This window comes from Bradyrhizobium sp. SZCCHNS1022 (assembly GCF_032484835.1).
Lineage (GTDB): Bacteria > Pseudomonadota > Alphaproteobacteria > Rhizobiales > Xanthobacteraceae > Bradyrhizobium.
The window spans coordinates 1,985,777-2,007,583 of the sequence record NZ_JAUETT010000001.1; the positions used below are offsets into that span (position 1 = coordinate 1,985,777).

The window sequence follows — 21,807 nt, forward strand, 5'->3', positions numbered from 1 at the left end:
CGGCGACAATCAATAGGCGCAGATCATGAATCTCGGGCGGCTCTCCATCAACCAGCCCATCCTGGCGATGGTGCTGTCGATCGTGCTGCTGATCGTCGGCGCGATCGCCTATCCGACCTTGCCGGTCTCGGAATATCCGCAAGTGGTGCCGCCGACCGTCGTAGTCACCACGCAATATCCCGGCGCTTCCGCGCAGACCGTCTCCGACACGGTAGCCGCGCCGATCGAGCAGGAGATCAACGGCGTCGACGACATGTTGTATCTCTACAGCCAGGCGACCTCGAACGGCCAGTTGAACATCACCGTCACCTTCAAGCTCGGCACCGATCTCGACAAGGCCCAGGTGCTGGTGCAGAACCGCGTCGCCATCGCGCAGCCGCGGCTGCCGGAGGAGGTGCAGCGCAACGGCGTCGTCACGCGCAAGAACAGTCCCGACCTGATGATGGTCGTGTTCATGCTGTCGCCGGACGACACTTTCGACCAGACCTACATTTCGAACTACGCGCTGCTGCAGGTCCGCGACCAGTTGCTTCGGCTCGATGGCGTCGGCGACATCACGATCTTCGGGGCGCGGGACTATTCGATGCGGCTATGGCTCGATCCGGACAAGATTGCCAATCTCGGCATGACGGCTGGCGACGTGGTGGCGGCGGTCCGCGCCCAGAACCTGCAGATCACGGGTGGGCAGATCGCCTCGCCGCCGATCGCCGACCGAGCCTTTCAGCCCAACCTGACATTCACTGGCCGGCTGAAGGAGCCCCAGCAGTTCGAGGACATCGTCGTCAAGGCCGGCGCCGACGGCCGTACCGTGCGGCTGCGCGACGTGGCCAGGATCGAGCTCGGGGCGCTGGATTTCTCCACCAACGGCTTTCTGCTCAGGAAGTCCGCGGTGGCGCTTCTGGTGTTTCAGCGTCCGGGCTCGAATGCCCTCGCCACCGCCAAGCGGATCTCCGATACGATGGTGGGCTTGAAGGCCAATTTCCCCAGGGGCCTCGACTACAATATCGGCTATAACCCGACCGAGTTCATCGCCCAGTCCGTCAGCGAACTGGTGAAGACCATCTATGAGGCGATGGCGCTGGTCGTCATCGTGGTGCTGGTGTTCCTGCAGGGCTGGCGGCCTGCGATCATTCCGATCGTCGCCATCCCGGTATCGCTGGTCGGCACTTTTGCGGTGATGGCGGCCCTCGGCTTCTCGATCAACAATCTCACTTTGTTTGGTCTGGTCCTCGCGGTCGGCATCGTCGTGGACGATGCGATCGTGGTGGTCGAAAATGTCGAACGCCATCTCGAGCATGGCCTGGGCAGGCGGGATGCGGCGCTCAAGACGATGGAGGAGGTCGGCGGCGCGCTGGTCTCGATCGCGCTGGTGCTCTGCGCCGTGTTCGTGCCGACCGCGTTCCTCGGCGGCATTTCGGGTCAGTTCTTCCAGCAATTCGCCGTCACCATCGCGGTCGCGACCGCGATCTCCTGCTTCTGCTCGCTGACGCTGTCGCCGGCGCTGGCGTCGCAGATCCTGCAGCCGCATGGCGAGCGACGCCCGCCGGCGCGCTGGAATCTGATCGCGCGGGGCTGGGACGCCTTTACCAGCCTGTTCAACCGGATCTTCGATCGTCTATCGCACGGCTATGCGCGCGTCGCGGGCTTTGTGATCCGGCATTCGGTCGTGATGCTGCTGGTCTATGCACTGCTGATCGGCAGCGCCGGATGGCTGCTTGCGACGACACCGCAAGGCTTCATTCCGGCGCAGGATCGCGGCTACGTCATCGTGTCCGTGCAATTGCCCGGCGCCGCCTCGCTGGCGCGTACCACCGAAATCGTGCGCAAGATTGAGAACATCGCGTTGGCCACGCCGGGCGTCGTGCGGGTTCCGGCGTTGGCGGGTCTGTCGGGGGCCACACGCACGCAGGCGAGCAATTCCGCTGCGCTGTTTCCCGTGTTCGACGAGCCCGAGGTCCGCGCCAAGAAGGGGCTGACCGCCAATGTGATCACGGCCGAGTTGCGCAAGCGCCTTGCGGGGATCGAGGGTGCGTTCATCATCGTGATTCCGCCGCCCGCCGTGCCGGGCATCGGCACCGGCGGCGGCTTCACGATGCGCATCCAGGACCGGCAGGGACGGGGCAGCGAGCTGCTCGCCGCCGCGACGGACGAGTTGGTGGGGGCGGCGCGCAAGGCACCGGGATTGACCGCCGTGTTCTCGCCCTACAGCGCCAACACCCCGCAGGTGTTCGTCGATATCGATCGGGTCAAGGCCGAGAAGCTCGGCGTGCCGATTGCGAACATCACCGATACGATCGAGACCTATTTCGGCTCGACCTACGTCAACGACTTCAACCTGTTCGGCCGGACCTATCACGTCACGGCGCAAGCCGATTTGCCGTTCCGCAAGGAGACCGCTGATCTGGCGCGGCTGCGCACGCGCAACGCGGCGGGCGACATGGTCATGCTCGGCAGCGTGGTCGATTTCAAGGACGTCGCAGGGCCGGACCGCGTTGCGCGCTACAATCTCTATCCGTCGTCGGAGGTGCAGGGCGATACCTTGCCGGGCGTGAGTTCGGCGACCGCGATCGACATCATGAAGCGGCTGGCCGATGAGACGCTGCCGAGCGGCTTTGCCTATGAGTGGACGGACCTGTCCTTTCAGCAGGTGAACGGTGCCAGCGCCGGTCTTTATGTGTTCCCGATCTGCGTGCTGTTCGTCTATCTGGTGCTGGCGGCACAGTATGGCAGCTGGACCCTGCCGTTTGCCGTGATCCTGATCGTGCCGATGTGCCTGTTGGCCGCGACGATCGGCGTTCGCATCATGGGCCAGGATGTCAACATCCTGACCCAGATCGGATTCGTGGTGCTGGTCGGTCTGGCCGCCAAGAACGCGATCCTGATCGTCGAGTTCGCCCGCGACATCGAGAATGAGGGCCGAGAACGGCTCGATGCCGTGATCGAGGCTTGCCGGCTGCGACTGCGGCCGATTCTCATGACATCGTTCGCGTTCATCCTCGGCGTACTGCCATTGGTGATCTCGACCGGTTCCGGCTCGGAGATGCGCCAGGCCGTCGGCGTCGCCGTGTTCTTCGGCATGCTTGGCGTCACGCTGTTCGGCCTCATGTTCACGCCGATCTTCTACGTGGTCGTGCGCAATCTCGCCGAGGGACGAGGACGCAAGAAGCCGGCGCTGGGATGAGATCAGCAGTTCCTGACCCTTGAGGGTAGGATCGCGCGCCATTGGATGCTATGAGCTTCCCTCCGCGGGACGACCGCAGATTCAGCCGAGGGAGTAGCCGGGATGACCAAGGGCGGAAACATGCTGAAGACGATAGGAGCAGCGCTGGCCCTGGTGATGCTGACAAGCGTCGGCGAGAACGCCATTGCTGCGCAGTGCGGCAACGGGCCGGGCGGCTTCGAAGCCTGGAAGCAGCAGTTCAGCGAGGAGGCGCGCGCCAAGGGCGTCGGACAGACCGCCGTCGGCGCGCTGATGCAGACCAACTACGCCAGCGCCACCATTGCCGCCGATCGCGGCCAGCGCAGCTTCGGCCTCTCGCTCGATCAGTTCCTGGCCAAGCGCGGTGCGGCCGCTATCGTGGCGCGCGGCCGGTCCATGAAGCAGTCGCATGCGGCGCTGTTCGCCTCGATCGAGCAGCGCTATGGCGTGCCGCCCGGACCCTTGATCGCGATCTGGGGCATGGAGACCGGGTTCGGCAGCCAGCGCGGCAATCAGCACATGCTGTCGTCGATCGCGACGCTCGCCTATGACTGCCGGCGGTCGGAATTCTTCACCGACCAGCTCTATGCGGCGCTCAAGCTGATCGACCACGGTCAGCTGTCGCCGTCGCAGCGCGGGTCGATGCATGGCGAGGTCGGGCAGACCCAGTTCATGCCGAAGACCATCCTGAACTATGGCATCGGCAATCTCGACAATGCCGCCAACGCGCTGACCTCGACCGCGAACTTCCTGCACGCCAATGGCTGGCGGGCCGGAGCCGGCTATCAGCCGGGCGAACCGAATTTTGCGGCAATCGAAGCTTGGAACGCGGCGGGCGTCTACCAGAAAGCGATCGCGCTGATGGGCCGCCAGATCGACGGCGGCGGTTCCGCCGCGGCGCGGTGAAGGTTGGATGGGCGTTGTAGTAGGTCGCGCGGAGTACGAGATACAAAGTCGGGTGGGCAAAGGCGCAGAGCGCTGTGCCAGAAAGTGGACACGCGTCCACGTTCACCTGCCCGTCGGCCTTCGGCGGACAGGTCGATTTGCCTACCAGTGCTCGATAGTATCGTCATTGCGAGGCGCGAAGCGACGAGGCAATCTAGGCCTTCGTGGCTCTTGATTGCTTCGCTTCGCTCGCAATGACGACCGAGAAAAAGAGCGGCGCTTCGTTTCCGAAGCGCCGCTCTCGTTATTGCAGTCGATCAGCTTCTGATCGCAGGGCTCATGCCTGCAGCTCGAAGCGGTCGAGGTTCATCACCTTGGTCCAGGCCGCGACGAAGTCCTTCACGAACTTCTCTTTGGCATCCGAGCTCGCATAGACCTCGGCGAGCGCACGCAGCTGCGAGTGCGAGCCGAAGATCAGGTCGGCACGAGTCGCGGTCCACTTGACCTCGCCGGTCTTGCGGTCACGGCCTTCGAAGGCATGCTCGCCCTTGTCCAGAGGCCGCCAGGCCGTGCCCATGTCGAGCAGGTTGACGAAGAAGTCGTTGGAGAGCGTCTCCGCCTGCTTGGTGAACACGCCGTGCTTGGAGCCGTCGGCGTTGGTGCCGAGCATGCGCATGCCGCCGACCAGGGCCGTCATCTCCGGCGCGGTCAGGGTCAGGAGCTGCGCCTTGTCGACCAGCAACTCCTCGCCTGACAGCCACTGCTTGCCGCTGAGATAGTTGCGGAAGCCGTCGGCCTTCGGCTCGAGCACCTCGAAGGACTCGACGTCGGTCTGCTCTTGCGAGGCATCGGCGCGACCGGGCGCAAACGGCACCTTGATCTCGACGCCTGCCTTTTTCGCCGCCGCTTCCACCGCAGCGTCGCCGCCGAGCACGATCAGGTCCGCGATCGAGACCTTCTTGCCGCCGGCTGCCGTTGCGTTGAAGTCCTTTTGGATGCCTTCGAGAGTCTGCAGCACCTTCGCGAGTTGGGCCGGCTGGTTGACCTCCCAGTCCTTCTGCGGAGCGAGGCGAACGCGCGCGCCATTGGCGCCGCCCCGCTTGTCGGAGCCGCGGAAGGTCGATGCCGACGCCCAGGCGGCCGAGACCAGTTGCGAAATCGAAAGCCCGGATGCGAGGATCTTGGCCTTGAGCGCCGCGACGTCGGTCTCGTCGATCAGCGGGTGATCGATCGGCGGCAGCGGGTCCTGCCAGACCAGGTTTTCCTTCGGCACCAGCGGGCCGAGGTAACGCGCCTTCGGGCCCATGTCGCGATGGGTCAGCTTGAACCAGGCGCGGGCGAAAGCGTCGGCGAACTGATCCGGATTCTCGTAGAAGCGACGCGAGATCTTCTCATAGGCCGGGTCGAACCGCAGCGCGAGGTCGGTGGTGAGCATCGACGGCGCGTGGCGCTTCGACGGATCGTGTGCGTCCGGCACCGAGTTGGCACCCGCGCCGTGCTTGGGCTTCCACTGGTGCGCGCCGGCCGGGCTCTTGGTCAGCTCCCATTCATAGCCGAACAGGTTCCAGAAGAAGTTGTTGCTCCATTTGGTGGGCGTAGAGGTCCAGATGACTTCAAGCCCTGACGTGATGGCGTCGCCGGCCTTGCCCGAACCATATTTGCTGGCCCAACCGAGACCCTGCTCGGCCATATCAGCACCTTCCGGCTCCGCACCGACCAACGAGGCATCGCCCGCGCCATGGGTCTTGCCGAAAGTGTGACCGCCCGCGATCAGCGCCACTGTCTCCTCGTCGTTCATCGCCATGCGGGCGAAGGTCTCGCGGATGTCGCGCGCCGCGGCCAGCGGATCGGGATTGCCATTCGGTCCCTCCGGGTTGACGTAGATCAGGCCCATCTGCACGGCGCCGAGATTGCCGGCGAGTTCACGGTCGCCGCTATAGCGTTCGTCGGCGAGCCACTTGCCTTCCGGCCCCCAGAAGATGTCCTCATCTGGTTCCCAGGTATCCGGGCGACCACCGCCAAAGCCGAAGGTCTTGAAGCCCATCGACTCCAGCGCGACGTTGCCGGTGAGGATGAAGAGATCGGCCCACGAAATCTTCTGGCCGTATTTCTGCTTGATCGGCCAGAGCAGCCGGCGCGCCTTGTCGAGGTTGGCGTTGTCAGGCCAGCTGTTGAGGGGGGCAAAGCGCTGCTGCCCGCGGCCGCCACCGCCGCGGCCATCGCCGATCCGGTAGGTGCCGGCGCTGTGCCAGGCCATGCGGATGAACAGCGGTCCGTAGTGGCCGAAATCGGCCGGCCACCACTCCTGCGAATCCGTCATCAAAGCCTTCAGATCCTTGATCACGGCATCGAGGTCGAGGCTCTTGAACGCCTTGGCATAATCGAATGTCTCGCCCAGCGGGTTGGAGAGGCTCGAATGCTGGTGGAGCACCGACAGGTTCAGCTGGTTCGGCCACCACTCCTTGTTCGTGAATCCCTTCAAGCCGCCCGAAAACGGGCACTTGCTGACGTCGTCCATTGTTGCCTCCTGCCGTGCTGTGGATGGTTTCCCCTAGCTTGGGTCGCAACACTCTATGAAACGCCAGCCATCAGGGGAAATCGATATTGATGATCAGAAGGGTAAGAAAATCTGATCATAATCGTGTGACGGTTCGTGCAGCTTCAGCGCGCGATTGTATCGCACCACAGCTTCACCGGAAAGGTTCTGGCGGACCTGCTGGGATGCTCGGTTGCCGCGCTGCGGGATGACCGATGCGAACAAACTCCCGCCTTGCCCGCTACTTGGCCGACATGACACGCTTGGCAATCGCCACGAAGCGTTCGGCGGCCGGCGACAGCCCGAAATCGGCGCGGCTCAATAGCGACACGTGCCGATGAATCGTCGGTTGAGACAATGGAATGGCTGCCAGGGTCGGAAATTGCGCCCTGGGCAGCATGTGCGCGGGCAGGATGCTGATGCCGGCACCTTCCGCGGTCAGCGCCAGCGCCGTCGTGATCAGCGACACTTCCAAAGCCGGTTTCAGCTCGCGTCCGGTTCGTGCCAGCGCCTCGTCGATCTGGCGGCGAATCCGGGTTCCGCGGCGCATCGTGATGAGGTCGGACTTGGCGATGTCGTCCCAGGTCAGCCGCCGGTGCTTCTCGAACCGGCCATCCTTGAGTCCGATCGCCGAGAGCGAGCTTTGCATCAGCGTCTCGATCCTCGCCTCCGATGTGCCATCGTTCTCGAAACTGCCGATGCCGAATTCGGCGCGTCCCGCCATCACGAATGCCAAGAGCTCGTCGGGCGCGACGTCGTGGAGGTCGATCCTCACGTCGGGATGACGGGATCGGTAGGTCGCGAGCACCCGGGGAAGCAGGGCGGAGGCCACGCCGGCCGAGACCGCGACCGCAACCCGGCCGGACTTGATCTCGGCAAGGTCGCGCATCCGCCGCGACAATCCCTGCGCGCCGGCGAGGATGCGTTCCGCGACCGGGATGGCCTCTCTGCAGGCGGCCGTCGGGTGCAATGCGCGCGTCGTCCGGTCGAACAATTTGAGCTGAAAATTCTCCTCGACTTGCCGGATCAGCAGGCTGATCGCCGATTGCGTCACGCGCAGTTCGGCCGCCGCCTTGGTGATGCTGCCGAGCCGATAGACGAGGACCAGTGCCTCGAGTTGCCGCAAGCTCGGACTCATAAGGTAACCTCATGAATTGATCAGAATTTTGTGGCTAATCGAAAGAGTCCAAACGTGCAACATATTTGCGACTCGATGTCATCGCCCCAGGGGTCATCGCCCAACGGCGCGCGCATCGGTCCAGAAACGACAAAAAACAAACGGGGAGGGAGATTTGGCGCAGGGGATCAATATCGGTCGCTATGTCGACGACCGTCCGCTTTCGGCATTCCAGGTCCGTGTCATCTGCTTGTGCGCGTTGGTGGTCGGGCTGGACGGCTTCGACGCCCAGGCGCTCGGCTTCGTCGCGCCGGCGCTCGGCAAGGACCTGCATCTGGCGCCCGGGGCCTTGGGGCCTGTGTTCGGTGCATCCCTGTTCGGTGTCATGGTCGGCTCGCTGCTGTTGGGCGCCTTGGCCGACTATTTCGGTCGCAAGTGGCTGGTCGTTGCCGGCGTCGTCGTCTTTGCGCTGGGGTCGCTGGCCACGAGCCAGGCCGGCAGCGTGTCCGATCTTGTGATCCTTCGATTTGTAACGGGCCTCGGTCTCGGCGGCGTCCTGCCCAACACCATCGCGCTGACCGGCGAATATGCACCGCAGCGCCGCCGGACCCTGCTGATCATGCTGATGTTCATGACGGTGTCGCTGGGGTCGGCGATTGGCGGATCGGTCGCGGCAAAGCTGATCACCGCCTATGGATGGCGGATCATCTTCGTGATCGGCGGTGTCCTTCCGCTCATTCTCTGTCCGGTCCTGATCGCATGGCTGCCGGAATCGTTGTCACTGCTCGCTCTCGACGGCAGAAAAAATGATCGGGTGCGCGCGCTGCTGATGCGCATCGATCCGTCGGCGAGCTTCCCCGCCGATGCGCGCTTCACGATCGTCGAGGAGAGCGGCAAGGGCTTTCTGCTGCCGCAGCTCTTCACCAAGCGTCGGCTCGTCCCGACGTTGCTGCTGTGGGTCATGTTCTTCATGAACATGCTCGACATCTACTTCCTTAACAGCTGGCTGCCGACCCTCGCGCATGGCGTGGGTCTTGACGTCCAGGCGGCGATCGCCGTCGGCGTGGCGTTCCAGCTCGGAGGAATGCTCGGCACGGTCGGGCTCGGATTGCTGATCGAACGGCTCGGCTTCGACCGCGTCCTGTTCCTGACCTATATTGCTGGCTTTGTCTCGATCGTCACGATCGGCTTTGCCGGAGCCGCATTGCCGATCCTCGTGCCAGCGGTCTTCGTCGCCGGGGTTGCGGTGATCGGTGGCCAGATCGGTTGCAATGCCTATGCAGCACGCGTCTACCCGACCTACATCCGGGGCACTGGACTCGGCTGGGCGCTCGGCATCGGCCGCTTCGGCTCCATCCTCGGCGTCACCATCGGCGGACTGATGCTGGCCGCGCAATGGAGCATCCCATCGCTGTTCCAGGCGAGCGCCGTGCCGCAGCTCTGCTCGGCCCTGGTCATGGTTGGCCTCGCACTTCTTGGCATGCGCCGGGGGGCGACAGTTTCCGAAGAGACACAACGTGGTGCGCTTTCGGTGCCCGAGCGGGCCTGAGGGCAAGCGAGAGAAGATGACATGACGAAAATTCAAACCCAGGTTCTCATCGTCGGCGCCGGTCCGGTCGGATTGACCGCGGCGATGGACCTCGCTTCGCGCGGCATCGACGTCGTTGTGGCCGAGATTCGCCGTGCTGGGGAGCCGCCCAACGTGAAGTGCAATCACGTCTCTGCGCGCTCGATGGAAGTGTTCCGCCGGCTCGGCATCGTGCGTGAGGTGCGGGAAGGCGGACTGCCGGCCGATTTCCCCAACGACTGCGCCTATCGCACCGCCGTCGTCGGGCGTGAGCTCACGCGTATCCCGATTCCATGCCGCGCGGACCGCTACACGGCGAGCGGTGGGCCGGACACGGATTGGCCGACGCCCGAGCCGCCGCATCGCATCAACCAGATCTATCTCGAGCCGATCCTGTTCGCCTGTGCCGAGGCGAGACCTGGGATCAGGATCCTCAATCGTGTGCAGATCGAGCACTTCGACCAGGGCGCAGACGGCGTGGTCGCGCGGGCGCGCGATCTCGAGGCGAACCGGGACATCACCATCGCCGCCGACTATCTGATCGGCTGCGACGGCGGCCGCTCCACGGTGCGCAGGTTGATCGGATCGCGCCTCACGGGCACCGATGTCGTGCAGCGCGTGCAGTCCACCTATATCCACGCGCCGGCCCTGAAGGACCTGATCACCCAAAAGCCGGCCTGGATGACCATGTCGCTCAATCCGCGCCGCTGCGGCACCACCGTCTCGATCGACGGCCGCGACAACTGGCTGATCCACAACCACCTCGCGGCGGAAGAGCTCGAATTCGACAGCGTCGATCGCGATTGGGCGCTCCGCACCATCCTCGGCGTCGACGATCGTTTCCAGTACGAGATCATCAGCAAGGAGGATTGGATCGGCCGCCGCCTGGTGGCCGATCGTTTCCGCGAAGGTCGCGCCTTCATTTGCGGCGATGCCGCGCATCTGTGGATTCCCTATGCCGGCTACGGCATGAATGCCGGCATTGCCGATGCCGTTGATCTCTGCTGGATCCTCGCCGGCGTGCTGCAGGGATGGGCGAGCCCCGCGTTGCTCGATGCCTATGAGGCCGAGCGCCAGCCGATCACTGAGCAGGTATCGCATTTCGCGATGAACCACGCCCTTGCCGTGATGAGTCAGAGAAAGGCGGTCCCTGCCGAGGTCGAACTCGACGGTCCGGTCGGTGACGCCGTGCGCAGCAAGGTCGGTCAGGCTGCCTACGATCTCAACGTCCAGCAATATTGCTGCGCCGGCTTGAACTTCGGCTACTACTACGACCGCTCGCCGATCATTGCCTATGATGGTGAGACGCCGCCATCCTACAGCATGGGTTATTTCACGGCCTCGACCGTGCCCGGCGCCCGCGCGCCGCATGTCTGGTTGTCCAGCGGCCGCTCGCTGCTGGATGCGCTTGGCCCCGCCTATACGCTGGTCCGCTTCGATCGTGCGGTCGATGCGTCGCCGCTGGTGGGAGCGGCCGCCCGGTCGGGCGTTCCCCTGACGCTCCTCGATGTCGATCGCGCCGGTGCCGGCTTCGGCTTCCCCGAGAACCTGCTGATCGTCCGCCCGGATTCGCACATCGCCTGGCGCGGCCAGCTCGCACCCGGTGAGCCCGATCGGTTGTTCGAGCGGCTGCGCGGTCTTGCGGCTCAGTCCGGCGCGGCGCGCCGCGACGAAGCCGTCCTGGCCTAGTTCCGACCATCGCAGCCGCCATGGCAAGCTACAGCACTGCGCACTACTTCCTCGAAGCCCTGGTCGATCTTGGCGTCGATTACATCTTTGCCAATCTCGGTACCGACCATGTCTCGCTGATCGAGGAGATCGCGCGCTGGGACAGCGAAGGGCGCCGGCATCCCGAGGTCGTCCTGTGTCCGCACGAGGTGGTCGCGGTCCACATGGCGGCCGGCTATGCGATGGCAACCGGACGCGGTCAGGCCGTGTTCGTCCATGTCGATGCCGGTACGGCCAATGCATGCATGGCGATCCAGAACCTCTTTCGCTATCGGCTGCCGGTCATGCTGTTTGCGGGCCGCGCTCCGTTCACGCTGCATGGTGAGCTGGCGGGTTCGCGCGACACCTATGTTCATTTCATACAGGATAGTTTCGATCCGGCCAGCATCGTACGCCCCTATGTGAAATGGGAATACACGCTGCCGTCCGGCGTGGTGGTGAAGGAGGCGTTGGCGCGCGCTGCGGCCTTCATGCACAGCGATCCGCCGGGACCGGTCTACATGATGCTGCCGCGTGAGACGCTCGCTGAGACCTGGGACGAGCAGGCAATGCCCGCTTATCCGCCGGCGCGCTATGGCAGCGTGAAGTCGGGAGGCATCGAGCCGGCACGTGCAGAGGCGGTGGCGGATGCGCTGATGGCTGCGGACGATCCGATCGCGCTGACGGCTTACCTCGGTCGCAACGCCGAAGCGGTCGCGGTGTTCGAACGGCTGGCGCTCGTCTGTGGGATCCGGGTTGTCGAGTTCAATCCGGTGACGATGAACATCTGTCATGACTCGCCGTGCTTCGCCGGCTCCGATCCGGCTGCGCTCGTGACCAATGCCGACCTCGGCCTCCTCGTCGACACTGACGTGCCCTTCGTTCCGCAGGCGCTGAAAGCGGCGGAGGCACTGCGCTGGATCCAGATCGACATCGATCCGCTGAAGGCCGACATTCCGATGTGGGGATTTGCGACCGACCTGCGCATCCAGGGCGATTCGGCGGTGATCCTTCGGCAGGTGCTGGAGATCGTCCTGGCGCGGGCCGATGAATCCCACTGGACGAAAGTGCGAGACCGGGTCGCGAGTTGGCAGCCCGCGCGCGCGGCCGCGCAGGCGAGGCGGACATCCGCGGCAGCCCGCAAGGGCGAGCCGGGTGCGATCAATCCCGCCTTTCTCTTCGCGCGCCTTCAGGCGCTGTTGTCGGAGGACGACATCGTTCTCAATGAGGCGGTCCGTAATGCGCCGGTGCTTCAGCAGCAGCTGCGCCGAACCAAGCCGCTGACTTATGTCGGTCTTGCCGGTGGCGGCCTTGGCTTCAGCGGCGGCATGGCGCTCGGGCTCCGCCTGGCAAATCCTTCGCGGCGGGTGGTGCAGATCGTGGGCGACGGCGCCTTCCATTTCGCCGCGCCGGATTCCGTCTACGCCGTGTCTCAGCAATACCAGCTGCCGATCTTCACCATTGTCCTCGACAATGGTGGGTGGCAGGCCGTGAAGGCGTCGGTTCAGCGCGTCTATCCGGACGGAACCGCGCAGCGAACTGACTCATTCCTGTCAAGGCTTCGCACCGGGCGTGAGGGGGAGCAGCGGCACTTCGCTGACGTCGCGCGCGCGTTTGGGGCTCATGGCGAGCGGGTCTCCGATCCGGACGAACTTGACGCGGCGATAGCTCGCTGCCTGGTCGCACTGGACGACGGCCGCGCCGCGGTCCTGCATGTCGATATCACCCCGCTCTGAAGCGGGGCGATCCATTTTACCGGTAAGGCGGAACTTGCTCCGCTCGACTGCTTGTCGACGACGGCTTGCTTTCCGCGAATGCTCGGCTGCGAATTAGTAGCATTCCGAGCTGTGAGGCGATGAACCATTTCGTTGTTTCGTAACTGCGCGTGGTGGCAAAAACCGCATGCGGCGCGTCGATCTTTGAACGGCCATTTCATTGACCGGCGTGTAGTTCGCGCCGATATTCAGCCTGCATCGCCGACCAGAGGTCATCGCATGACAGACAGCAGAACAGTGTATCGACATGCGCGCACGCGCAATGCCGGGCGCTGCTTCTCTGCGGCGACCGGTGCCTGTCGCTGATCAATACGATCAGCAAGCTCGATCCCAACACCACAGATCAGACAGGAGCGCCGTGCGGAAGCCGGCGAATGAGCCGCCATGTCCAGCGCCTACATCATCGAAGTCTACAATCGCACTGCCGGTATCGTCACACGGGACGAAGGTGGCTTCAGCTTCTTCTCCTCGGAACGCGCCTTCGACAGTCTCGAAGGCCGGCGCTTTCCCTCGGCACGCGATGCGGAAATCGCGGCCCGTGCATTGGCCAACTCCGGACGCGGACCCGCGCGCCGGCAACCGCTCTGAAATCCCTTCACTTCAACAAGGAACCAAAGGTCATGAGTTTTTACCGAGACTTCAACGACAAGCTGGCAATCGAGGCCTGGACGACAGCGCGGCGTGCACCTTACGAGACGATCCAGGTGCGGCAGCTCAGCCCGACGGTCGGCGCTGAGATCGGCGGTGTCGATCTCTCCAAGGACCTGTCCGACGCGCAATTTGCGGAGATTCGGCGCGCGCTCGACGAAAACCTCGCGATCGTCTTCCGCGACCAGGAGATCTCCAAGGAAGACCATAAGCGGTTCGCGCGGCGCTTCGGCAAGGGACTGCATCGGCACGAACTCGCGGCCACGCGCTTCCGTCACGACGGTCCGTTCGATCCAGAATTCCTGTCCTGGAAGACCGACAGAGATTCGCGCTTTACCGCCGGCGACGGCTGGCATCCGGACGTGTCCTGCGATCCAAGCCCGATTGCAGTCTCGCTGCTCCGCGTGACCAAGACGCCGCCGCTCGGCGGCGACACGGCCTTCGCCAACATGTATCTCGCCTATGAATTCCTGTCGGATCCGATCAAGCAGTTGCTCGATGGCCTGACCGCGATCCACGACGGCTCGCTCGCCTGGACGGCGGGCTATGGCGCCAAGCCGGATCCCGGCAAGACCTATCCGCAATCCGAGCATCCGGTGGTGGTGATGCATCCGCGCACGGGGCGGAAATTCCTGTACGTCAACGCATCCTTCACGTCGCATATCGTGCAACTGACCCGCAAGGAAAGCGACGCGCTGCTGCAGTTCCTGTTCCGCCATGTCGAAGGTCAGCTTGCGTTGCAGGCGCGCGTGCACTGGCAACCGAATTCGTTGCTGGTCTGGGACAATTGGGCAAGCCAGCACCATGCGGTGTGGGACTATTATCCGGAGGAACGCTGGGGCGAGCGCGTCTCGGTCGTCACCGGCGAGATACCTCAGGCGCGACTTGGACTCAGCGAGGCTGCGGAGTAGGCGGCGATTGAGAGGCGCGGAACCGGATCTGCGCCTCTCGATGCCGCTTGAATCGAGGCATGTCGATGCCTCAAGCCCCGGTGATGCGGGCAACCAGGAGGCGTGGAGCCGTCTCCGCAAATTCGTCGGCCATGTCGTAATAGCTGGCAGCCTCCGCCATCGTTGCGGCACGGATCTGCAATTGGCCGCCCGCGCCTAGACGCTTCGCTCGGCAATAATCGTCCAACGCTTGCAGCAGCCGTTCCGAACGCGCGAGCCGGCGCGCTCCGTCGTGGTCCGCGGCCTCGAAGGCAAATGCCGGCCGTCCGGCGATGTCGAGCACGAAGACCTGTGTGCGATGTAGGCACATGCGACCGCGACGTGGAATGTCAAAGCCGCCACACTAGGGATGTTGCCGCGGGCGTCAATGAAATGATCGCAACGAACTAAGCGAGGCCGCGCAACGATTATGCTGTCGATGCCTCCAGGCGTGGAAGCGATCCGTTCGGCAATTTCGCCAGAGATCGAAGAGACGGAGCAAAGGTCCGGCGCATGATTGACGCACGGTGCGCGGCGTCGTCGTCGGAGCAGAACGACTCTGTGTGACAACAGGACCTTGGCGCAAGGATTTGCTCCGTCCACCGCATCCGAGAGCAAAGCCATTGCTATTTTGAACGTCCACTTGTCGCCGCGCGCTTTGCGGACCAACATTCATGCAAGTGCTTTAAAGTGACGGAGATGACCATGACCGTGCTGGAAAGAAGGATCGAATCGCTACCGTTCGTAACGGCTGAGCTGAATTACCTTGCGCCCGTCGCCGGCAAGCCGCGGACCTATGCCTTCGATCCGCCGCCGGGTGAGCCGAAGTCGACGGCGCTGGCTGAGCCGCATCAGCTGCCCGTGTTCGACGCGCGCTCGGTCGCGCAAGGGTTCTCGCTCGACCGCGAAGGATTTGCGCTTGTACGGCATCCGACGGTGGTGCGGGATTTCTACAACGACAAGGAGGTGCGCAGCGTCTATTATCCGGCGGCCGAGGCGTTCCTCCGCGCGACGCTACGGGCGGATCGCGTCGTCATCTTCGACCACACCGTGCGTAAGCGGGTTGAAGGCGCTCCGGACGTTCGCGATGGCGGGCCGCGTCAGCCGTCGACGCGGGTCCATGTCGACCAGACCGAACATTCCGGCGTCAATCGGGTCCGCGAGCATCTCGGTGCCGAGGCGGAGGATCTGCTGAAGGGGCGGGTGCAGGTGATCAATCTGTGGCGTCCGATTCGTGGGCCGCTGCGCGACATGCCGCTAGCGATGTGTGATGCGACTACGGTCGCGCCGGATGATCTCGTCGCTTCCGACCTGATCTATCCGAACCGGAATGGCGAGACCTACGCGGTCAAATACAACCCTGCGCATCGTTGGTTCTATTTCCCGGAGATGACCACGGACGAAGTGCTGCTGCTGAAGTGCTATGATTCGGCGACCGATGGCCGCACGCGGTTCGGTCCGCACACCGCCTTCGTCGATCCGGTCACGCCGGCCGATGCGGCGCCGCGCGAGAGCATCGAACTGCGAACCTTGGTCTTCCATCGGCAATAGTCGTTCGCATCGGAGGCGACTGGCAGGCGATTTTTCCTCCGATGGCGCTCTGCATTCGACTCAAAACCGCATCGGGCCGTGTACGAGGAGGAAGAATTTTCTCCACCGCGGCAGGGGCGAGGAAGCTTCGCCCACCGTGCTGCCAATATCTGAAATTGCCACCAGGACCCGGCCGGGCCATGTTCGGCCCGTCTGGTTGCGCTGCAGCACATCGAACTGCAGCCTATCGAAAAGGGTCCTCCGATGAATGCCCATCCATCTCTGGCGGTCGCAGAGCCGATCCAGGCCTCCGAGCCGATCGTGCCTGCTATGGCCGTGGCGGAGCCGATGGTCCGGTTCGAGCGTCTGTCGAAAGCCTATCCGGCCTATCGCGATAAGCCGAGCGTCCAGGCTCTGCAGGACATCGATTTCGCCATTGCGCGCGGCTCGATCACGGGCGTGATTGGCCGCTCGGGTGCCGGCAAGTCGAGTCTGGTGCGGCTGATCAATGGCCTTGAGAAGCCGACTGCGGGTCGCGTGATCGTCGACGGTCGCGACATCTCATCCTTGAGTGGCAGGCCGCTGCGGCTTGCACAGCGCTCGATCGGCATGATCTTCCAGCACTTCAATCTGCTGTCGTCTCGCACCGCCGCCGACAACATCGCGCTGCCGCTCGAGATCGCCGGCTGGTCGAAGGCCGACATCAAGGCCAGGGTGGCGGAGCTTCTTCAACTGGTCGACATCGCCGACAAGCATGACCGCTATCCGTCGGAGCTGTCGGGGGGGCAGAAGCAACGTATCGGCATCGCTCGGGCGCTGGCAACGCGGCCCAACGTATTGCTGTCGGACGAGGCGACCTCGGCGCTGGATCCGCAGACGACCCGCGCGATCCTCGATTTGCTGGCCAACATCAACCGCGAACTCGGCGTCACGATCATCCTGATCACGCACGAGATGTCGGTGGTAAGGCAGCTCGCCAAGGAGGTCGTGGTGATCGACGGCGGCCGGATCGTCGAGCGTGGCCACGTCGCCGACATCTTCACGCATCCCAGACATCCGACCACGCAGACCTTCCTGTCCGAAGTGCTCGGCGATTCCGTGCCGGTGTCGCTGGCAAGCCGGCTCGAGCCGCAGCCCGTTCCGGCGGGCAAGGCCGTCATTCGCGTGCAGGTGCGCGGCAGCGACGCTGGCGACACGGTCGTGGCGCGGCTCGCGCGGGAGCTGTCGGTGGACATCGCGCTGCTGTCGGCACGCATCGATGAGATCGGCGGCCAGCATGTCGGCTCACTGATCCTCGGCGTCCCCGGCGGCGAGGCGGCGTCGCGGCGGGCGCTGTCCTATCTGGCTCAACACGATTTCGCAGCGGAGCGTCTCGGCTATGTCGCCTGAACTCATCAACCTGATCATCCAGGCGACCGGCGAGAGTCTGTTCATGGTCGCCACGGCCGCGCTGGTCGCAACCACGCTGGGGCTGCCGCTCGGCATCTTTCTCGCCACCAGCCGCAAGGGCGAGTTGTTTGCCGCTCCCTCGGCCAACGCGATCCTCGGCGTGATCGTCAATGCGGCGCGCTCGACGCCATTCATCATCCTGGTCGTCGCCATCATCCCGTTCACGAGGCTGATCGCCGGCACTTCGATCGGATCGGCGGCAGCGATCGTTCCATTGACGGTCGCGGCAACGCCCTTCATTGCGCGACTGGTGGAGGCTGCGATCCGCGAAGTGGACGGCGGCCTGATCGAGACCGCGTCGTCGTTCGGCGCGAGCCCCTTGCAGATCGTCTTCAAGGTGCTGATTCCCGAGGCGCTGCCCGGGCTCGTGATGGCGCTGACGCTCGCGGTGGTCAGCCTCTTGGGCTACTCCGCGATGGTCGGCGCGGTGGGCGGCGGCGGGCTGGGTGATCTCGGCATCCGCTACGGCTATCAGCGCTTCATGCCCGACATGATGCTGGCGGTGGTCGTGGTGCTGATCGCGCTGGTGCAGACGGTGCAGACGGTTGGCGACCATCTGGCGCGCCGCCTCAACCGCCGGCTGCGGTATCGCTGATCGCAGGAGGCAAAGGAGTTCGTCCTGAGCATGTCCAGGGACGTCATGCTCCGATGCCGAGATCGGGCGCCTGCTGCCGGGGCGAAGCCATTCCGGCAGTCTCAGCAGATCAAGGGGCGAGCGGCGAGCCATGTGTCGCATCGAAAGAGGTCAGCGGATCTCGTTCGAATAATGATGGTGTGCGGTCGTCGCGCGATGCCGGCTGCGGATCGCCAATGCGCCGGTCTGGTCGTAGGCCTCCTCATCGATGACCAGCACGGCGCTCGGCGAGGTGAGATGGAGCAGGCGGCAGTCCTCCTCGGTGGCGAGTTCAGCGGTGACCTTCTCGCGCACGGCGGCGATGCGCATGCCGTAGGCTTCGAGCAGATGCCGATAGATCAAAGCGGGCACCTTGGCGGGCTCGTGCGGAAAGCCCGGAATGCGCTCGGCGACGAGCGAAATGCGCGAGTGCAGGATCGGTGCGCCCGTGACGCGACGGACCCGGTGCAGGCGTAGCAATGGCGCGCGTGCGGGCAGGGCGAACAGCGCGACCTCGGCGTCAGTGGCATCCTCAGTCGTGACCGACAGCACTTCGGCGTCGGACTGCAGCAGGCTGCCGTCCTCGCCCTGCAGGCGGAAATATTGGAAGAAGAAGCGCAAGCCGTGCCGTGACGCGCGCCCGGTGACCACCGTTCCTGTCTTGCGCCGGCGCATCAGCATGCCCCCGGATGTCAGGTCGGCCAGCGCGCGGCGGATGGTGCCGACGGCGACGCCATACTGCGCAGCGAGCGCGACCTCGCCGGGAAGCACGGTGCCCGGCGGCAGCTCGCCGATCAGGATCGCCTCGGCGATCTGCCGTTTGACGTGCTCGTAGAGCGGGACCGGCAGCCCTCCCGGACTGACCTCCGGCACCTCTGCCGCTTTGCTGACCACCGCCTGCCTCATTCCTGCAATTGACAATGCCATCGGCTGAACTCTATTTCTATATAGAATATAGTTTTGAGCCGATCCAGATGGTCTGTGCCTTGACATCCGATGGCCGAGCTTCGCCAACTCTGGCCGATGCTTTTGCCGTCATTGAAGAATCTGCTTCGGCGGCGGTCGATGATCTGGCCCGGATGGTCGCCGTCGATACGTCGTTTCCACCCGGCAGCGGCTATGACGCCTTCGCTGAGCTGATGCAGTCGCTGGTCGCGCCGCTCGGTCTCGATTCTGAGCGGGTGGTCGTGCCCGAGCAGCTCTGGCGCGCGCCGGGAGCGCCCGTGCATGGCACGCGAACCAATCTGATCGCGCGTCGCCGCTCCGGCAAACCGGTACTGGGGCTCTATTTCCATGTCGACACCGTGCCGGCCGCGCCGGGCTGGGGCAGCGACCCGTTTTGCCTGACCCGCGATGGCGATCGGCTGATCGGCCTTGGCGCAGCCGACATGAAAGGCACGATCGCGGCAGTGTTGTTGGCGTTGCGGGCGGCAGCCGCGACGAAGCTGCCGCTGGCCTACGATCCGATGCTGCTGTTGTGTACCGACGAGGAGGCCGGGCTTTATCCTGGGGTGCGCTATCTGGCCGAGCAGGGCCTGCTCGAAGGCCACATCCTCAATTTCAACGGCAGTGCCGCGCCGCGCATCTGGGCCGGCTGCTTTGGCCTGTTCACGCTTTTGGTACGCATTCACGGCAAGGCGGCGCATGCCGGCGAGCAGCGCAGCAATGGCGCCAATGCGATCGAGGCGGCGCTGCCGCTGCTCAATACGCTCAGCGCGCTGAAGCCGGCGATCGCGCGGCGTGTGTCGAGCCTGCCGCCGCCACCGCAGGCGAGCGGGCCGCTGACGGCGCAGCTCGATATTGTCGCGGCCCATGGCGGTCAGTGCGGCGGGCAGATTCCGTCGCTGTTCGAGATCCTGCTGTGCCGACGCTATGCGCCCGAGGAGGATTTCGTCGCCGCGCGTGCCGAGATCGAGACCGCGATCGCGCAGGCCACCGAAGGCCTCGACGTCGAAATTGTTCTGACCGGCCATCTGATGCCGACGTCCGATCCGACCGGGCCGCACTGGCCGCGCTGGCAGAGCGCGCTCTCGGCCGGCTTTGGCTATGCGGCAGAGGATTTCGCCACATGGGGCGCGTCGGGCTGCTCGGATTTCGGCTGGGTCCAGCGGACCGGCATGCAGGAGGTGCTGCTGACCGGTCTCGGCCGACCGACCAGCCGCATTCACGCGCCTGGGGAATCCACCACCGTGTCCGACATCGTGGCGCTGGCCAAATCGGTGCTGGCCTATCTCTGCGCTGAATTTCGTCCCGATCTTTCTCCCGAAGCCGTGAATCATCCTTGAGGACACGCAACATGCCGTCCCTGTCCCGTCGTCATTTTCTCGCAGGAACCGCGCTCACATTCGCCGCCTTGCCGCATGTCGCGGGCGCCGCCGAGGCGCCGGCGCGCGGCGGCGTCCTGCGCATCTCCGTCGATCAGGGCGTGGCCGTGATCCATCCGCTGCTGACGCGGGTGAATCCGGAATATCTCGTCACCGAGTTGCTGTACTCGAACCTCACCCGGCTGAAGCCCGACATGACGGTGGAGCCGGATCTTGCGTTGTCCTGGCACGCCGATGCCGGTCTGTTCGAATGGACCTTCAAACTGCGGCCCAACGTCACCTTCCACGACGGCACTGCGCTGACGGCCGACGATGTCGTCGCCACCTTCAAGGCGATTCTCGATCCCAAGACGGCCTCGCCGGGGCGCACCAATGTCGGCCCGATCAAGGAGATCGCAGCCCTCGATCCGCTCACGGTCAAGTTCACGCTTTCGAGCGCCTTTGCCGACCTGCCGGTTGCGCTCGCCTACACTAACGCGCGCATCGTGCCAGCGAAGGCCATCGCCGGCGACCTCGGCAGCCTTGCCACCAAGCCGAACGGCACCGGCCCGTTCAAGCTCGTCTCATACGAGCCAGACCGCAAGATCGTCGTCGAACGCAATGCCAGCTACTACGATCCCGCGCGGCCTTATCTCGACCGGGTCGAGATCCTGGTTTACCCGGATCGCACGGCGGAAGCATCGGCGCTGATCTCGGGCGACACCGATCTGATGCTGTCGACGACGCCCGGCGAATATGAGCGCCTTGCCAAAGCGGCGGGCGTCAAGGCGCTGCGCACGCCGTCCGGCCAGTTTCTCAACGTCAACATGGGCTGCGACCAGAAGCCGTTCAACGACGTCCGCGTACGCCAGGCGCTGGCGCTGACCGTCGATCGCGAGGCGATGGCGGGTTTCGTCGCAGGCGGCTACGGCACAGCGGGCAACGACACGCCGTTGAGCCCGGCCTATCGCTTCTACAAGGACATTCCGCTGAAGAAGCCGGACATCGCCAAGGCCAAGAAGCTTTTGGCCGATGCCGGCTATCCCGGTGGCCTCGACCTGACGCTGGTGGCCTCCGACAAACCGGAGACGCGAACGCAGCTCGGTGTCGCGATCCGCGAGATGGCCGCGCCTGCGGGATTCCGTATCAACGTCCAGACCATGCCGCATGCCACCTATCTCGACCAGGTCTGGAAGAAGGGCAACTTCTATGTCGGCTTCTACAACATGCAGCCGACGGCAGATGCGATCTTCAAGCTGCTCTACACCTCGGACGCGGCCTGGAACGAGACGCGCTGGAACAACCCCCGCTTCGACGAGGTCGTCAACGCGGCGCGCGCCGAAACCGCCGAAGCCAATCGCAGAGCGCTTTATGATCGGGCCCAGGCGATGATGAACGATGAGGTCCCGTCGGTGATCCCGGTGTTCTTCGACATCCTCGCAGCGCAGCGGTCCTATGTTTCCGGCTATGTGCTGCATCCGCGCGGCTCCGTGTTCCTGCTGGACAAGGTCTCGCTCGGGGCCGGTGCGCCGAAGCGCGCCTGACATCG

At 64.4% G+C, this 21,807-nt stretch carries 16 protein-coding genes; 12 read left to right on the forward strand and 4 right to left on the reverse strand.

The annotated features are described in order from the left end of the window. Positions 1–25 precede the first annotated feature (25 nt). Positions 26–3,181: a multidrug efflux RND transporter permease subunit gene (locus QX071_RS09050; RefSeq protein ID WP_315701163.1), complete on the forward strand. Its 3,156-nt coding sequence runs from the start codon at positions 26–28 to the stop codon at positions 3,179–3,181. Between the two features lie 102 nt (positions 3,182–3,283). After that, a complete protein-coding gene (locus QX071_RS09055; RefSeq protein ID WP_315701162.1) occupies positions 3,284–4,105 on the forward strand; it encodes a lytic murein transglycosylase in 822 nt (273 codons plus the stop codon). A 316-nt stretch (positions 4,106–4,421) separates the two neighbouring features. On the opposite strand, the gene katG is transcribed toward QX071_RS09055, so the two are convergent. Both katG and QX071_RS09065 read right to left on the reverse strand, forming a co-directional pair. Then, entirely contained in the window at positions 4,422–6,602 is a 2,181-nt protein-coding gene (gene katG / locus QX071_RS09060; protein ID WP_315701161.1) for a catalase/peroxidase HPI, read from the reverse strand. 259 nt (positions 6,603–6,861) lie between these two features. Next, positions 6,862–7,758: a LysR family transcriptional regulator gene (locus QX071_RS09065; RefSeq protein ID WP_315701160.1), complete on the reverse strand. Its 897-nt coding sequence runs from the start codon at positions 7,756–7,758 to the stop codon at positions 6,862–6,864. A gap of 154 nt (positions 7,759–7,912) precedes the next feature. Between QX071_RS09065 and QX071_RS09070 the strand changes: the two genes are divergently transcribed. From QX071_RS09070 to QX071_RS09090, 5 genes are all read left to right on the forward strand, one after another. Then, on the forward strand, positions 7,913–9,286 hold the full coding sequence (locus QX071_RS09070) for an MFS transporter (RefSeq protein WP_315701159.1): 1,374 nt from the start codon (positions 7,913–7,915) through the stop codon (positions 9,284–9,286). 21 nt (positions 9,287–9,307) lie between these two features. Next, positions 9,308–10,993, forward strand: a complete 1,686-nt coding sequence (locus QX071_RS09075; protein ID WP_315701158.1) for an FAD-dependent oxidoreductase — start codon at positions 9,308–9,310, stop codon at positions 10,991–10,993. A gap of 20 nt (positions 10,994–11,013) precedes the next feature. Then, a complete protein-coding gene (locus tag QX071_RS09080; RefSeq protein ID WP_315701157.1) occupies positions 11,014–12,747 on the forward strand; it encodes a thiamine pyrophosphate-requiring protein in 1,734 nt (577 codons plus the stop codon). A gap of 423 nt (positions 12,748–13,170) precedes the next feature. After that, a complete protein-coding gene (locus QX071_RS09085) occupies positions 13,171–13,374 on the forward strand; it encodes a hypothetical protein (protein WP_315701156.1) in 204 nt (67 codons plus the stop codon). 32 nt (positions 13,375–13,406) lie between these two features. After that, entirely contained in the window at positions 13,407–14,345 is a 939-nt protein-coding gene (locus QX071_RS09090) for a TauD/TfdA family dioxygenase (protein WP_315701155.1), read from the forward strand. A gap of 70 nt (positions 14,346–14,415) precedes the next feature. On the opposite strand, the gene QX071_RS09095 is transcribed toward QX071_RS09090, so the two are convergent. Further along, entirely contained in the window at positions 14,416–14,694 is a 279-nt protein-coding gene (locus tag QX071_RS09095; RefSeq protein WP_315701154.1) for a hypothetical protein, read from the reverse strand. 374 nt (positions 14,695–15,068) lie between these two features. Between QX071_RS09095 and QX071_RS09100 the strand changes: the two genes are divergently transcribed. From QX071_RS09100 to QX071_RS09110, 3 genes are all read left to right on the forward strand, one after another. Next, positions 15,069–15,914: a CmcJ/NvfI family oxidoreductase gene (locus QX071_RS09100; protein ID WP_315701153.1), complete on the forward strand. Its 846-nt coding sequence runs from the start codon at positions 15,069–15,071 to the stop codon at positions 15,912–15,914. Positions 15,915–16,157: 243 nt separating this feature from the next. Next, positions 16,158–17,282: a methionine ABC transporter ATP-binding protein gene (locus QX071_RS09105; RefSeq protein ID WP_315701152.1), complete on the forward strand. Its 1,125-nt coding sequence runs from the start codon at positions 16,158–16,160 to the stop codon at positions 17,280–17,282. After that, positions 17,272–17,937, forward strand: a complete 666-nt coding sequence (locus QX071_RS09110) for a methionine ABC transporter permease (protein WP_315701151.1) — start codon at positions 17,272–17,274, stop codon at positions 17,935–17,937. The genes QX071_RS09105 and QX071_RS09110 overlap by 11 nt, the downstream gene beginning before the upstream one ends. A gap of 150 nt (positions 17,938–18,087) precedes the next feature. On the opposite strand, the gene QX071_RS09115 is transcribed toward QX071_RS09110, so the two are convergent. Further along, complete coding sequence (locus QX071_RS09115) at positions 18,088–18,849, reverse strand: GntR family transcriptional regulator (RefSeq protein ID WP_315701150.1); 762 nt, start codon at positions 18,847–18,849, stop codon at positions 18,088–18,090. An 80-nt stretch (positions 18,850–18,929) separates the two neighbouring features. Between QX071_RS09115 and QX071_RS09120 the strand changes: the two genes are divergently transcribed. Then, complete coding sequence (locus tag QX071_RS09120) at positions 18,930–20,240, forward strand: M20 family metallopeptidase (RefSeq protein WP_315703089.1); 1,311 nt, start codon at positions 18,930–18,932, stop codon at positions 20,238–20,240. 11 nt (positions 20,241–20,251) lie between these two features. Then, positions 20,252–21,802, forward strand: a complete 1,551-nt coding sequence (locus tag QX071_RS09125) for an ABC transporter substrate-binding protein (RefSeq protein WP_315701149.1) — start codon at positions 20,252–20,254, stop codon at positions 21,800–21,802. Positions 21,803–21,807 lie beyond the last annotated feature (5 nt).

Excerpts from the sequence above, each read along its gene's own strand:
- katG (WP_315701161.1), bottom strand. The coding sequence starts at position 6,602 with ATGGACGACGTCAGCAAGTGCCCGTTTTCGGGCGGCTTGAAGGGATTC.
- QX071_RS09050 (WP_315701163.1), top strand. The coding sequence starts at position 26 with ATGAATCTCGGGCGGCTCTCCATCAACCAGCCCATCCTGGCGATGGTG.
- QX071_RS09125 (WP_315701149.1), top strand. The coding sequence starts at position 20,252 with ATGCCGTCCCTGTCCCGTCGTCATTTTCTCGCAGGAACCGCGCTCACA.
- QX071_RS09090 (WP_315701155.1), top strand. The coding sequence starts at position 13,407 with ATGAGTTTTTACCGAGACTTCAACGACAAGCTGGCAATCGAGGCCTGG.
- QX071_RS09065 (WP_315701160.1), bottom strand. The coding sequence starts at position 7,758 with ATGAGTCCGAGCTTGCGGCAACTCGAGGCACTGGTCCTCGTCTATCGG.
- QX071_RS09085 (WP_315701156.1), top strand. The coding sequence starts at position 13,171 with ATGTCCAGCGCCTACATCATCGAAGTCTACAATCGCACTGCCGGTATC.
- QX071_RS09100 (WP_315701153.1), top strand. The coding sequence starts at position 15,069 with ATGACCGTGCTGGAAAGAAGGATCGAATCGCTACCGTTCGTAACGGCT.
- QX071_RS09120 (WP_315703089.1), top strand. The coding sequence starts at position 18,930 with ATGGTCTGTGCCTTGACATCCGATGGCCGAGCTTCGCCAACTCTGGCC.
- QX071_RS09105 (WP_315701152.1), top strand. The coding sequence starts at position 16,158 with ATGAATGCCCATCCATCTCTGGCGGTCGCAGAGCCGATCCAGGCCTCC.
- QX071_RS09075 (WP_315701158.1), top strand. The coding sequence starts at position 9,308 with ATGACGAAAATTCAAACCCAGGTTCTCATCGTCGGCGCCGGTCCGGTC.
- QX071_RS09110 (WP_315701151.1), top strand. The coding sequence starts at position 17,272 with ATGTCGCCTGAACTCATCAACCTGATCATCCAGGCGACCGGCGAGAGT.
- QX071_RS09055 (WP_315701162.1), top strand. The coding sequence starts at position 3,284 with ATGACCAAGGGCGGAAACATGCTGAAGACGATAGGAGCAGCGCTGGCC.
- QX071_RS09080 (WP_315701157.1), top strand. The coding sequence starts at position 11,014 with ATGGCAAGCTACAGCACTGCGCACTACTTCCTCGAAGCCCTGGTCGAT.
- QX071_RS09095 (WP_315701154.1), bottom strand. The coding sequence starts at position 14,694 with ATGTGCCTACATCGCACACAGGTCTTCGTGCTCGACATCGCCGGACGG.